We start from the raw sequence: 13950 nt of genomic DNA on the forward strand, positions 1-13950 counted from the left end.
ATAGTAGTTTAGCACGTTACTCATGTAATTAGTTATAGTTTACTAAATAATTGAATAAGGTAACTAATATAAAGGGAGTGAGATTTTATGGGATTAATTATGTATTTAATAGTTGGTGGGTTAATCGGTTGGTTAGCTGGAGTTATTCTTGGAAAGGACCTACCAGCCGGAGTTGTCGGTAACATCATTGCAGGTATTGTTGGTGCTTGGATAGGTGGAGAGTTGTTAGGTAACATTGGACCAACTCTTGCAGGTATCGCTATTATTCCAGCATTGCTCGGGGCTGTTATTCTAATCTTCATTGTAAGTCTTATTGTGAAAGCAGTAAAATAGCACTGCTAATCATATTTCCAACATATTAAAAACAAGCACTCTTTCGAATGAGTGCTTGTTTCGTTATGGTTGTATTTATTATAAGAAGCATACCCATTCCTCCTAGTATATAGCGTGAAGGATCTAATCCTTTCGGTAACTGGCTGGCTCTAAAAAATTAGCCCCTATAGTTTTGCGTGGCTTCGCCAAAAGCCTTGCCTTTTCGTGTGATTATAGGATATAAAGTTAGTCATTTAGTCCATTATCTTTGCTAGGTAATGATAAAAATGCATTTAATAATTTGTCTAATTCCTGTGAGACTTTGATAACTTCCTCACTATCACGATTTTCTTGGTAGCAACGATACATTTCTAATCGCAGTATTTCCATTTTTTTTTCCCGTACTTTTGTTTGGGTCAAGAAAAGCAACTCCATCCTTTATTATTATAAAATAAAAAACCCGATCCGTTGATCGGTACTATTTTAAAATTACTTATTCACTCCCTTGTTGGTGTGGTAGAACAATTGATAGTTTATAGATATAGTCTATAATGGCTACTATCATATGTAAACAGATGAATTTATCTAATTTTGTCGAATCTAATTTTTTCTGAACATACGTACCGAAATATGGAATAAATTGTAATTAAATGATTTTTATAAACAACTACAGAAAACAGCCATTTCCCAGAATGGGGGGAATGGTTGTTTTTTTAGGTAACTTACTTGTGAGTTATCCCTTTCTGCCTTTGTTTTAAGATTATTATAGATATGTTTAAAATGAGTATTCTTCAATACATAGGACATTCACCTACTTACATATCTTTTCATAGAATAGGTTAGATAATCTAACAAAGGAGTGCTTTGTAGTGACTGAAAACTCAATTAATTACTTTTGTGGTGGAAATACAGCAAAGGGATTTTATGGTTTATATGAGTCGAACATGGAAGGCTTAGAAACGGTCTATATCTTAAAGGGTGGGCCTGGAAATGGGAAGTCAACTCTGATCAAAAAGCTTGCTGATGTATGGGGGGATAAGGGCTATCATTTGGAACTTATCCATTGCGCTTCGGATAATGATACCCTGGACGGTCTAATTATTCCAGAGCTATTGTTTGGAATTTTCGATGGTACAGCACCACATGTATTAGAACCAACTGCCCCTGGTGCCGTCGAGCAGTATGTGAATCTAGGAACTGCTTGGGATTTGTCTAAGTTAAAAATTAAACAACAAGAAATAATAGATTTCCAACAAACTATTGGAACAGTTAACCGAACAGCCTATGAATCATTTACAGATGGTTTGCGAATACATGATGATCTAGAAGAAATTTATATAAGTGAGATGAATTTTGATAAAGCCAATGCCGTCGCAAACGATTTAATTGACAAAATATTTGTTGGTAAGCAAAGTCAAGCAGATAATTCAAAAACCCGACATCGTTTTTTTGGAGCTTCTACCCCAGCTGGAGTCATTGATTTTATACCTAACATCACTGCAGATTTATCTAAACGCTATTTTATAAAAGGACGTGCGGGTACTGGGAAATCAACATTACTTAAAAAGGTAGCGGCCGCAGCAGAAGAGCGCGGTTTTGATGTAGAGATGTATCATTGTGGTTTTGATCCAGAAAGCATCGACATGGTAGTTGTTCGGGAACTAAAAGTATGTGTATTTGATAGTACAGATCCACATGAATATTTCCCGAGTAGGCATGGAGATGAGATTGTAGATCTATACGAAAAAACAGTCACACCTGGTACGGATGAGAAGTATGAAGCAGAGATTACTGACGTCACCAAACGGTATAAAAAACGAATGAAAGATGGCATTTTATATTTAGAGGAAGCGAAGGTTCTTCATGATCAGTTGGAAAAAATTTATGTCGATGCGGTTGATTTTTCAGTTATAGATGGGATATTTGAGGATATCAACAAAGCCGTTGAGCATCAAGAAAAGAAGGTTTAGTCCCTTATTAACAAGTTGATTATTATAAAAGCCGTTACTCATATGCCTGAGTAACGGCTTTTATATTTGGCGCTGAACGTTAGTAAATTCAGATTAACTTCGATACAATCAAAAGTAGAAATACATATCGATAGGGGATTATAAAATGAATGATACTAACATTTATTCGCTTGAATATGCAAAAACATTGGATAAACAAGACGAGTTACATGCTTATCGAGATGAGTTTTATACAAAAGAAGGTGTCATCTATTTTGATGGAAACTCACTTGGATTGCTGTCAAAGAGAGCAGAAAAATCAGTTAAGATGGTGATGAATGCTTGGAAAGACAATGCTATTGAGGCTTGGACACAGACGGACAATCCTTGGTATTACTTATCAGAATCTCTAGGAGAGAAGATGGCACCACTCGTTGGAGCAAATGCTAAGGAAGTGGTGGTTACCGGTTCAACTACTGTAAATTTGCATCAATTAGTAGCGACCTTTTATAAGCCACAAGAATCTAGAACTAAGATTCTAGCGGATGAATTAAACTTTCCTTCTGATATATATGCATTAAAAAGTCAGCTACAACTAAAGGGATATTCTGCAAATGATCATCTCATTCAAGTGAAAAGTAGGGACGGGCATACAATAAATGAAGAGGATATCATTGCTGCGATGACAGATGAGATTGCAATCATTGTCCTGCCGAGTGTTTTGTATCGAAGTGGACAGATTTTGGATATGGAGAGGTTGACAGATGCCGCTCATAAACATGGGATCATTATTGGCTTTGACTTATGTCATTCAATTGGTGCAATTCCCCACAAGCTCGATGAATGGGGTGTTGATTTTGCATTTTGGTGTAATTATAAGCATTTAAATGCAGGACCTGGTAGTCTGGGTGGGCTTTATGTTAATGAAAAACATTTTGGTGAAAATCCTGGCCTTGCTGGTTGGTTTAGTTCAGACAAGGAAAAACAATTCGATATGAAGCATGAATTGATACCAGCGACAGATGCTGGTGCATTTCAAATTGGTACACCACACGTGTTAAGTGCAGCACCATTAATTGGTTCCCTTGAGATGTTCCGAGAAGCTGGAATAGAAAGGATTAGAACGAAATCCTTAAAGCTTACCGATTATTTATTGAATTTAATTAGTAAAGAATTACAGGGTTACGGATTTGTCGTTGGAACTCCTTTGTCAGAAGAGCAACGAGGGGCGCATGTTTTCATCGAACACGAAGAAGCAGCAAGAATCTGTAAGGCATTAAAAGCAGATGGAGTTATCCCGGATTTTCGTGCACCAAATGGAATTAGGTTAGCTCCAGTAGCTCTATATAATAGCTTCGAGGAAATTTTTATTACAATAACAAAATTAAAGAAGATTATGGATGACAAAAGATATAAAAACTATTCCAATAATCGAGGAGTTGTGGCTTAGCATGAATAATAATAAATGGATAGATATTTCTCAACCGTTAACCAATTCGATTGCCCATTGGCCAGAGGATACACCTTTTACCAATCAACTGACATATTCTAAGGAACAAACGGGCTCTGTTAATATTGGACAAATGACAACAAGCCTCCATATAGGAACACATGTCGATGCTCCGTATCACTTTGATAACAAAGGCAAGAAAATAATAGATATGGATGTTAATTATTATATTGGCCGAGCAAAGGTAATCGATGTATCAGATGTGGATGTTATTGATGGTCGTGTTTTGGAGGATTTTTCGTTAGATGGGGTTGAACGCCTATTACTAAAGACCTCATTAAAAAGTAGGCCCGAACTATTTCCTGAAAAAATAACTAAGTTAGAACCAGAAATAGTGCCAATTTTAGTTGAAAAAGGAGTAAAGCTACTTGGAGTTAACATGCCTTCTGTCGATCCAATTGATAGTAAGGATTTGTTGTGCCATCATGCACTACATCAGCATGGTATTTATATTTTGGAAAATCTTGTGCTGGATGATGTTCCTGAAGGAGACTATAATCTGATTGCTTTGCCACTTGCAATTGCAGAGGGTGATGGCAGTCCGGTCAGGGCAGTGATTCAGCCAACAGATTAAGGGAGCCAAAACCTTGTACTCTTTTCACTAATGTTTGTTTCTTTTAACTCTTCACAGTTGATGTAAATTGCGACGTAATATGGATACTAGTTGGATTTGCGCTCCGGGCAGTCGCTTTCCGCGGGCAACGCTTCAACTTCCTCGGAAGAAAACCGCTTCCTGCGGGATTTTCAGCCGTCGCTTTTCCCGCAGGAGTCGACTGCCCTACGCTCCAATCATCATCTTAATACAACAATAATGAAAAAAGACGGATATAGCGGAAAATTCATCCTTCGATAATCAGAACACTATTACCAGTGTAGCAGAATACGTACGCTCCTTGAAAATCAAGTTCAATTTTCTTTGTGAGTGTTGATTCAGGAAGTTAATTCTAGTCCTGTGTAATCTTCAAGGTTACTTGTTTTAATGTAGTAATCTAACAACGAAACGATCCCAACGGAGGGAATACACGGAGACTCCTGCGGGATGGAAAGGCATAGATGAGACCCCACAGTGCGCAGCACGAGGAGGCTCAACAGCCGCCCGCGGAAAGCGTAGTGTATTTCCGAAGTGGTGTAAGTTACGCCACAGTTTATAGATATTCTGTCTTAAACAACAATCTTTTAGAGAGCAGCTTTAAGAAACTCATTTTTAAAAAGTCCTAATCTACTCGAATTAAAGTCACACCCTCCCTGTGATTTAGCTCACGTTACTTAAAGGTAACAAGCAGTATAGTTAAATTACAACTTAAGGAGGTATTTTAAATGACTACATTTACAATAAATGATACACCGGCGGATATTGTTAAAGTTTTCCCGAAATCTAGTGATTTGTTTAAGAAGAATAGGATTGATTTTTGCTGTGGTGGAGATAAGCCACTCGCTGAAGTGTTTGCTAAGAAGAATATGAACGAAGGTGCGATTTTAGGTGAATTAAATGCCTCTTATCTGGATTGGAAAAGTAAGGGTAACGTGGAAACTGACTGGGACCAAATTTCAAATTCAGAATTGGTTGATCACGTTGTTCATACACATCATGCGTACTTAACTGAAGAATTGCCAGCACTAGGTCAATTTGTAACAAAGATTTATCGTGTTCATGGTGGGAGTCACCCGCATTTGGTCAATCTGCATAAGCTTTACAATACGTTTAAAATGGAATTGGAATCACACATGGTTAAAGAAGAACAAGATTTATTTCCATTAATTAAAAAATATGATGTGGATCCAAGTCCAGAACTGTTAGAAAAAATCCGGACTGTAAATACCGCTATGGAAGAAGAGCATGATACAGCTGGAGATCTTCTAAAACAAATGCATGACATAACAAATGGATTTGAACCTCCAGTTGATGCGTGTAACTCATACCGCATTACCTATGCTAGGTTAGCTGAACTAGAAGGAGATACATTCCAACATATTCACTTAGAAAATAACATTTTATTTAAAAAATTGGCTTAATATACCTAAAGGGAAATAGTTTATAGCTGAGAAACAGGTTACTGATCTATTATCAGTATCCTGTTTTTGGCTGTCAGGAAAAGATTATAGAATGTTAAATCCAAAAGAAGTAATATTTTGAAACCATCTAATTCAGTCCAAAACACTAGATGATCTCATTCTTAGGATGTATGACAATTATCCGATTAATTGATATAAATAGTATATATAAAAAAACGTATGATTTTTCAGGATGACCTCCCCAGGTTAACTAACTGAAATCTTGTGCGTTATTTTATTTTAAATGTTTTTTAGTTATGAACGCCTATTAGCAACTATTTTAAAATACATAGCCTAGGCATACATATGATATAATAGTAGTGTACATAATGATTCAAAATCACACGTTAACGAATACCGTATTCAATAGCCTTTGGTCGTAAGATGCCCATTGAATGAGGATTTCTATTTTTAGTCATGATAAAATGATCGCGCTTTCAACTACTATGAAATGGAAGGATTTAAGGATGAGTCTTACTATACAGGATATTGCGAATATGGCAGGTGTTTCTCGGGCTACAGTGTCAAAAATAATAAATAATTATGCAGGTGTAAACGAAAATACCAAAAAGAAAGTGATGGCTATTATAAATGAGACTGGCTATTCACCCACATTTTCTGCTAAATCATTAGCGACAAAGAAATCAAACTTAATTGGGGTGATTTATGCTGGAAAAATAAACGTAGATTTTACCCACCCGTTTTTCAATCAAGTAGTTTCTTCTTTTAAGAAGGCCGTTGGATTGTTAGGTTATGACATTTTATTTTTCTCTAACGAGCAGTTCAAACAAGATGACGGTAGTTATTTAGCTAGATGCCGGCATTTCCATGTCGATGGTTGTTTGATTATCGCTGGTGATGATATAGAAGATACAATTGATGAACTAGTTCAAAGTGAGATCCCTTGTGTTGGTGTTGATATAGAATTAAAAGGTCCTAAATCTAGTTTCGTAACAACGGATAATAAAAAACTTTCTGCTAGAGTTATAGAGCACTTTTATATGAATGATCTTACCGATATTGCCTATATTGGTGGTGAACAAGACTCTTTTGTAGCAACCACTCGAAAGCAAGGTTTCCTTGAGGCAATGACTGACCACTCCCTTCCTATAGTAGAGGATTGGATTCAGGAGGGTGACTTTTTTGATGAAAGTGGCTATCAAGCAATGAAACAAATCTTAAAACAGAAGCCTTATCCACGTGCAGTCTACGCCACTTCCGATTTAATGGCTCTTGGAGCATTGCGTGCGATCCTGGAACATGGGTTGTCGGTACCTAAGGATATTAGATTAGTAGGTTGCGATGATATAGAGGCTTGCCGTTATAGTATGCCGAGACTTTCTACTGTTAAACAGGATAAGGAAATGATAGGTAAGTTAGCTGCAAAAATGCTTCAAGCTTTAATTGACAGCGATAAGGAAGTTGAACCAATCTTGGTAGAACCGGAGTTAGTTGTCCGTGAATCTTAGATGAAGTTTCTACATAAGTTCGATTTAAGTAAGAGTTAGCTAACCGGCTGACTCTTTTTTGGTGTGATTGTTATTAAAAACAAAACATGTGTGCTTTTTACATAAATTACATCCACAAGAAGAGCTTGGAATACCCTTTTTAAATTTGTTTTCAGTACTTAACTTTGCTTAAAAAAGCATATTTTTTCATGTTTTAAGCAAAATGATAATAGATAGAAAACTTGAGGAGGTACATAAATGGCTTTGAATGTTACCCAGAAATTAATTAAGGACCATCTCATATTCGGTGAGATGAATCCTGGGGAAGAGATAGGGCTTAAAATTGATCAAACATTAACCCAAGATGCGACAGGAACGATGGTTATGCTAGAGCTAGAGGCAATGGGGTTGGATTATGCTAAAACTGAGGCCTCGGCACAATATGTAGATCATAATCTTATTCAGGTCGATAGTAAGAATCCAGATGATCATTTATTTTTGCAAAGTGCAACTCGTCGGTTTGGCTTACATTATAGCCGACCTGGTAACGGAGTGAGTCACCCTGTACATATGCAGCGGTTAGCAAAACCAGGTAAAACATTACTTGGTTCAGATAGTCATACGTGTGCGAATGGTTGTATGGGAATGCTTGCAATGGGCGCAGGTGGTATTGATGTGGCAATGGCTATCGCTGGAGAACCATTTTACGTGAAGATGCCGAAAGTGTGGGGTATAAAATTAACAGGAGAAATGCCCGATTGGGTAAGCGCGAAGGATGTTATTTTTGAATTGCTTCGCCGTCATGATGTAAAAGGTGGAGTAGGAAAAGTAATTGAATATTATGGACCTGGATTGAAAAATTTAACTGCCATGGACCGTCATGTAATTGCGAATATGGGGGCGGAACTTGGTGCAACGGGTACTGTTTTCCCTTCTGATAAAGAAATTAGACGATTTTTAAAGGAACAGGATAGGGAAGATGACTGGATAGAGTTGAAGGCCGATCGACGTGCAAAATATGACCTAGAGGAAGAAATTAATCTTTCTGAACTAGAACCCTTAGTTGCTAAACCATCAAGTCCCGGTAATGTTGTACCAGTAAGAGAAATTGCCGGGGAGCCAATTTACCAATCATATTTAGGATCATCAGCTAATCCGGGTTATCGTGATTTCGCAATAGCCGCTGAGATTGTAAAAGGAAAACTAATTGCAGATGGGCTTTCATTTGATGTTAATCCTACATCACGTCAGATGTTAACAGACTTGGTTCAGGAAGGACATATAGCTAGTCTCTTACAATCAGGAGCCCGTTTGCACCAAGCTGGTTGCAACGGATGTATTGGAATGGGACAAGCTCCTGCAACTGGTCGAAACAGTTTACGAACAACACCACGGAATTTTCCAGGCCGATCTGGAACGAAAGAAGACAGTGTTTTTTTATGTAGCCCGGAAACAGCCGCAGCTTCCGCCTTAAAAGGGGTTATTACTGATCCGCGTACACTTGAAATGGATTACCCGAAGATAAAGAAGCCAAGGAAGCCAACGATAGACGTGAATTTACTAGATGAACCTTTATCACCAGAAGATGCCAAAAAAATTGAATTGTACAAAGGACCAAATATCGCATCGATTCCTGAAATGGACGAGTTACCAGATAACCTTGAGCTTCCAATCTTGCTGAAAATGGGTGATAACATTTCAACTGATGAAATTTTGGCAGGTGGTGCTCGTGTACTTCCATACCGAAGTAACTTACCAGAAATCAGCAAATTCACCTTCGAAATCATTGATGAGCACTACTATGATAAAGGTATGGCTACTCGCGACTTAGGAGGACATGCTGTAGTAGGTGGATTTAATTATGGGCAAGGATCCAGTCGAGAACATGCGGCCCTTGCACCGAGATATCTAGGTTTAAAGGTTGCTTTAGTAAAAGATTTTGCTCGCATTCATTGGCAAAACCTTGTTAACTTTGGTATCTTACCAGTTACCTTCATAAATGAAGATGATTACGGAAAATTAGAACAAGGAAATATTCTGGAATTTACCGACTTAAGAAGTAAAATTCAGCAGGGGAATGAATTTACAATAAGTATTAAAGGAACGGACCAAGAAATTTCTGTTCGTCATGCATTATCCGGTAGGCAAATCGAAATGATGTTAAAAGGCGGTCTGATTAATTGGGTAAAGGATCGGACAAAAACTAACGCTTCACTTTAATAGGAATTGGAATAGAAGCCCAGTTGTACTAGGAATTTAGTATAAAGGAGAAATTCAAATGGTTGATCGAAATAATGTTTGCAAAGCATGTGAGGGGACAGGAATGTTAGCTGATGACGAGGAATGGCAATATAGATGTACAGTTTGCAAAGGGGATGGCCACTTTTTCCCTGGAGACACCCCTGAGCCATCCAGTCTAATTAACGTAGATGAAAACAATCGCTTATTAGACTAAACAAAAAAAGAGGGCCTTAACAGTGAAGTTAAGGCCTTTCTTAATTACTTGTTATTTTTGTTGTACCGAATGGTAAAGAATCCGATAAACAACATGAGGACTCCACCTAGTACAAACAACCATAATGTCGCTTCACCAGTTTGTGGTAATGAATCTTCATCATCTTCTGATTGGTCACCCGATTTAGTAGGTTTATCTTCCTCTTTTTCAGGTTCTGATGCCTCACCTGGTAATGGCTCTACAGTAACGGTAATTGTTTTTGTAGTTGTTTTGCCATGGCTATCTGTTACATCATAGGTCACATCAAATTCACCGGCTGTGTTCATATTAACGTTGTTAGTAGTTACGACAATCTTGTCACTAATGTCTCCATCTTCTGCATCAGTTGCTGTTACATCTTCTAATGGCTCAAAACTATCACCAACAGTGAGTGTTTGATTGGAAGCTGCAATTTCTGGAGCTCTGTTGATGACAGTAACTGTAATCGTTTTTACAGCGCTGTATTCAGAATTGTCATATACAGAATAGGATACTTCATATTCACCAGGCACATTAGGATTTACTTCATTTTTATCGACGCGAATTCTATCCGTAATATCGCCGTTTTCAGTATCATTTGCAGTAACATATTCCATCGGATCATAGCTGTCACCCACATAAATGGTTTGGTCACTTGCGTTGATTACGGGTCCGACATTGACATAAATTTTGATTGTTTTTGTTGTCGTGTTATCGTCACTATCGGTCACTTGATAAGTTACTTCATATTCACCGGACACATTTACTTTTACTTCATTTTTGATCACTTCAATATCATCAGTTATATCACCATCTTCTAAATCGAAAGCTTGAACTCTTTCTAATGGATCAAAGGTATTACTGTCGCTACGATCAATTGTATGAGTATAAGCACCTCTGAAAAAGGGTTTACCCGTAACGGTGACAGTTATTGTTTCTACATCTGAAAGTTGTCCACTATCTGTTACTTTATAAGTTACACTATAATCTCCAGGTTCGTTTGTATTAACATTGCTACTTTCAACTTCAATAGCAGCAGTTAAGTCACCATCTTCCTCATCTGTTGCTGTAACACCAGTTATTGGGTTGAAATTAGATCCTTCTGTTATGGTTTTGTCTGTTGCAGTAATCACAGGAGTGTAGTTATCAACTCGGTTAATTGGTTGGATTGCCTCTCCTGTAAAATTAGTATTATTATCTATATTCATTGTAAATGTGAAGGATCTAGATGTATCAGCACTGTTTAATCCCGTCCATGATATAGTTGGAGAATTATAAGTACCTGAATCACTAGGGGTTATGTTTGCAACGGGATTTCCAACAACATCTTTTATTGGATTTATAATTTCTAATTCAGTGCTATTTGTATGCAGTTCAACTTCCTGTAGTGTAATAGATTGATCTTCAATCTCGAATGATGTTAATCCATCCACAACATTTTTAAGTGGTGATAAGTCACTAATTGCATTTCCAGAGGCCTCTAATTGATACAAGTATGAAAAATTACTAATTGGTGATAAATCACTAATACTATTACCTGTTAAATTTATCCCTCTTAACTGAGTTAAATTCCCTATTTGTTGTAAAGTACTGACATTATTGTTTTCAAAGCTAATTCTATTCAAACTATTATTATCGCCTAAAACAGATAAATCGCTCACATTGTTATCCGAAAAGAACAGGTAATATAAATCGTTTAGATTCTTTAGTGGAGTAAGATCACTAATATTATTTCCAGAAAAATTCAATTCGGTTATTTTAGTTAGGTTGGTTATGAATGACAAACTGTTTAAGTTTAATCCAGCTATACTCAATCTTTCTAAGTTTGGGAAATTGTCTAGAGCAGATAGATCATTTTGATCAATCTGAGTGTTATTATCTAAAGATAAATTAGTCAACTTTGGGAAATTACTAATAACTGATAAACTACTGACATCATTATTGTCTATATTTAAATTTTCTAAGTTAGTTAAGTTACTTAATTTTGAGATATCAGTAATATTATTATCTGCTAGAGTTAAAAGTGTTAACTTTGTCAAATTTTTTATTGGTTCTAAATCTGAAATTTGAACAGAATTTAAGTACAGAGCTTCCATATTTGTTAAGCTACTCAGTGGATTAGGGTCTAGGTTTGTGTTTCTATCTAAATACAACGTAGTTAGATTATTTAGACTGTTCAAGGGAGTAATGTCAGTAATGTTGTTACCAGAGAAAATTAAATACTCTAATTTTGTTAGACTACTGAGTGTGCTAATGTCAGAAATATTATTACTAGATAGATTTAAATTAGTTAAATTTGTTGCAAGTTCTAGTCCAGCTAGATTCGTTATATTTTTTCTATATGCACTTAAATTACTAATAGATTCCAAATCAGCTTGTGTTGGCTGATAGGTATCTATCTCAGCTCCCGTCTTTCCTAGTTCTTCATTAATTGCTTTCCTAAGCGCGTCATCCTGAATAGGGGAGGCTGCTGCGATACTCGTTAAAGGTAATTGAACAAAGATAAGCAAAAACATTAGTCCAATTAAGATTTTCTTGTTTCTCATTATATCACTCCTTATTTTTTATTAAGAACACCTCCTTTTATACTAGATTCAACCTTGAGTTCAAACAACTATACTTAGGGATACATTTTGGTGCAAAAAAAATCACTTGCAGCAATAACATGCTAAACAAGTGATTTCTATGCCGATTCTAAATCTACTATTTTTTCCAGTTCACCCTTAACCATGACTCGTTTTGTTCCTGTGGTATTACATGTGATTAGTGTTATCTGTTTTTTGTTCTCCATATCCTCTAGAACTTCAATATCCTCTGGCTCAATTGTTGCTATTTCATATGCAATATAGTGGTACTCTTTATTATCACTAACTAATATAATTTTTTCATCTGTGGTTACTTCTGGTAGGCGATTAAAGTGTCTTCCTTGATTCATACTTCGATGTCCAGCAATCGTGAAATTCCCTTGGCCAGGAGTTTGATTTGTCTTAATCTGTGTCAATGCTATATTTAAGTTTTCTTCGTTGGTTTCACTTAATACTGGTTGATTTAATTCTATTGAGGGAATTTTTAAATGCATGACACCATCTTCAAGTTTTTTTCTCATCTTCGGAGAAACCTCAATATCACCACCGGTTGAAATGGCGTGAATGGAAGATGTTAGTTCATCTATTTCCTGTTGTTGTTCCCAGTGGTAATAGAAGGGATATCCTACCAAACCAATACCAATCAGGATGAATAATATTCCCACTGTTCGTTTTGCGGTTTTCATTTAATCACCTAACTTTCAATTAGGGTTATATCTATATTGTTAGCACCAATTATTGGAGATATCAAGGTTTTTTGGTTTGTTATGACATAAAAAATCAAGAGTTCAATGAAAACCTCCATAAAATAAAGCTGATTAACAACCTCTTGGAGAAGTTGTCAACCAGCCCTACTTTTAATTATTTATCTTCTAGCAAATCTTTTTCTAGCTGCTAATGTTCCAAAACCTACTAACAATAGAAGTAAACCTAAAATCATAAAGCTAAACATGCTTGTTGCAGTATCAGGAAGTCCGTCTTCATTCGGTGATTTATCTTGATCTTCTGTTTTTGGATCTTGTTTAGTTGGTTCTTCCTTACTAGGTTGTTCGGTGCCTGGATTTTCCTCACCAGGTTCTCCGTCAACTGGTTCATCTGTTACTGCTAGTTCAAAAACAGTAAAGACACTAAAGTGATTAGTCTCAGCAGTTATAGAAATAGCCCGTAAAACCACGTGGGCTTGCCCCGTGGAGTAAGTCAGGTATTGTTACATGACGTACTAGACCAGCAACAGGAGCATGTGGTAGGGTGAAATACTCAAACTTTACTGAGACGCCGTATCGTTTATTCTCATAACTAAGAACTAATCTATTCTCTGTAATTTCCATTTTTTCTTCGATATAAGAGAATTCACTTTGGACGGAAAATGGTTCTAACATAACAGGTTGACCTTCGTGTTCAAATTTAATAAAAGTTCGAAACCCTTGTGTAAAGATAGATTGATAGGATTTGTCCGACGGGAAAAATTCTGTAATCGCGTGATCTTTATCCTGGATTACAAAACTTGCTATACCTTGTCCTCGATTTACATAAAAAACCCACATAGGAATCCCATCGATTCCTGCAATACCAGGTAAAAAACTAGAGAAAGGAGGTAAGGAATTAAAATTTTTGATTTGAA

At 36.6% G+C, this 13950-nt stretch carries 13 protein-coding genes and 1 riboswitch; of the genes, 8 read left to right on the plus strand and 5 right to left on the minus strand.

Annotated elements, in window-relative coordinates; genetic code table 11:
* Positions 1-87: 87 nt before the first annotated feature.
* Complete coding sequence (locus GH741_RS08550; protein ID WP_153736381.1) at positions 88-333, plus strand: GlsB/YeaQ/YmgE family stress response membrane protein; 246 nt, start codon at positions 88-90, stop codon at positions 331-333.
* Between the two features lie 131 nt (positions 334-464).
* Positions 465-542, minus strand: a riboswitch (cyclic di-GMP riboswitch).
* A 16-nt stretch (positions 543-558) separates the two neighbouring features.
* On the opposite strand, the gene GH741_RS08555 is transcribed toward GH741_RS08550, so the two are convergent.
* Positions 559-732, minus strand: a complete 174-nt coding sequence (locus tag GH741_RS08555; RefSeq protein ID WP_170287591.1) for an aspartyl-phosphate phosphatase Spo0E family protein — start codon at positions 730-732, stop codon at positions 559-561.
* Between the two features lie 449 nt (positions 733-1181).
* On the opposite strand from GH741_RS08555, the gene GH741_RS08560 reads away from it, so the two are divergent.
* From GH741_RS08560 to GH741_RS21595, 7 genes are all read left to right on the plus strand, one after another.
* Complete coding sequence (locus GH741_RS08560; protein WP_338079311.1) at positions 1182-2282, plus strand: PRK06851 family protein; 1101 nt, start codon at positions 1182-1184, stop codon at positions 2280-2282.
* Between the two features lie 145 nt (positions 2283-2427).
* On the plus strand, positions 2428-3711 hold the full coding sequence (kynU, locus tag GH741_RS08565; RefSeq protein WP_153736383.1) for a kynureninase: 1284 nt from the start codon (positions 2428-2430) through the stop codon (positions 3709-3711).
* 1 nt (position 3712) lies between these two features.
* On the plus strand, positions 3713-4345 hold the full coding sequence (gene kynB / locus GH741_RS08570) for an arylformamidase (protein WP_153736384.1): 633 nt from the start codon (positions 3713-3715) through the stop codon (positions 4343-4345).
* A gap of 743 nt (positions 4346-5088) precedes the next feature.
* Complete coding sequence (ric, locus tag GH741_RS08575; protein ID WP_153736385.1) at positions 5089-5784, plus strand: iron-sulfur cluster repair di-iron protein; 696 nt, start codon at positions 5089-5091, stop codon at positions 5782-5784.
* Between the two features lie 506 nt (positions 5785-6290).
* On the plus strand, positions 6291-7292 hold the full coding sequence (locus GH741_RS08580; protein WP_153736386.1) for a LacI family DNA-binding transcriptional regulator: 1002 nt from the start codon (positions 6291-6293) through the stop codon (positions 7290-7292).
* Positions 7293-7529: 237 nt separating this feature from the next.
* Positions 7530-9491, plus strand: coding sequence for an aconitate hydratase (locus GH741_RS08585; protein ID WP_153736387.1), 1962 nt, complete (start codon positions 7530-7532; stop codon positions 9489-9491).
* Positions 9492-9549: 58 nt separating this feature from the next.
* Positions 9550-9726, plus strand: coding sequence for a hypothetical protein (locus tag GH741_RS21595; RefSeq protein ID WP_170287592.1), 177 nt, complete (start codon positions 9550-9552; stop codon positions 9724-9726).
* Between the two features lie 44 nt (positions 9727-9770).
* On the opposite strand, the gene GH741_RS08590 is transcribed toward GH741_RS21595, so the two are convergent.
* The 4 genes from GH741_RS08590 to GH741_RS08605 form a co-directional block, all read right to left on the minus strand.
* Positions 9771-12290 (minus strand): immunoglobulin-like domain-containing protein, encoded by a 2520-nt coding sequence (locus tag GH741_RS08590; protein WP_153736388.1) that lies wholly within the window; start codon positions 12288-12290, stop codon positions 9771-9773.
* Between the two features lie 137 nt (positions 12291-12427).
* The gene (locus GH741_RS08595) at positions 12428-13015 is read right to left on the minus strand and encodes a class D sortase (RefSeq protein ID WP_153736389.1); all 588 of its coding nucleotides are present in this window, start codon (positions 13013-13015) and stop codon (positions 12428-12430) included.
* Between the two features lie 179 nt (positions 13016-13194).
* Complete coding sequence (locus GH741_RS22110; protein ID WP_170287593.1) at positions 13195-13503, minus strand: LPXTG cell wall anchor domain-containing protein; 309 nt, start codon at positions 13501-13503, stop codon at positions 13195-13197.
* Positions 13472-13873 (minus strand): hypothetical protein, encoded by a 402-nt coding sequence (locus GH741_RS08605; RefSeq protein WP_153736391.1) that lies wholly within the window; start codon positions 13871-13873, stop codon positions 13472-13474. Before GH741_RS08605 ends, GH741_RS22110 begins: the two co-directional genes overlap by 32 nt.
* Positions 13874-13950: the final 77 nt, after the last annotated feature.

Source organism: Aquibacillus halophilus, from assembly GCF_009649745.1.
GTDB classification, from domain to species: Bacteria; Bacillota; Bacilli; order Bacillales; family Amphibacillaceae; genus Aquibacillus; species Aquibacillus halophilus.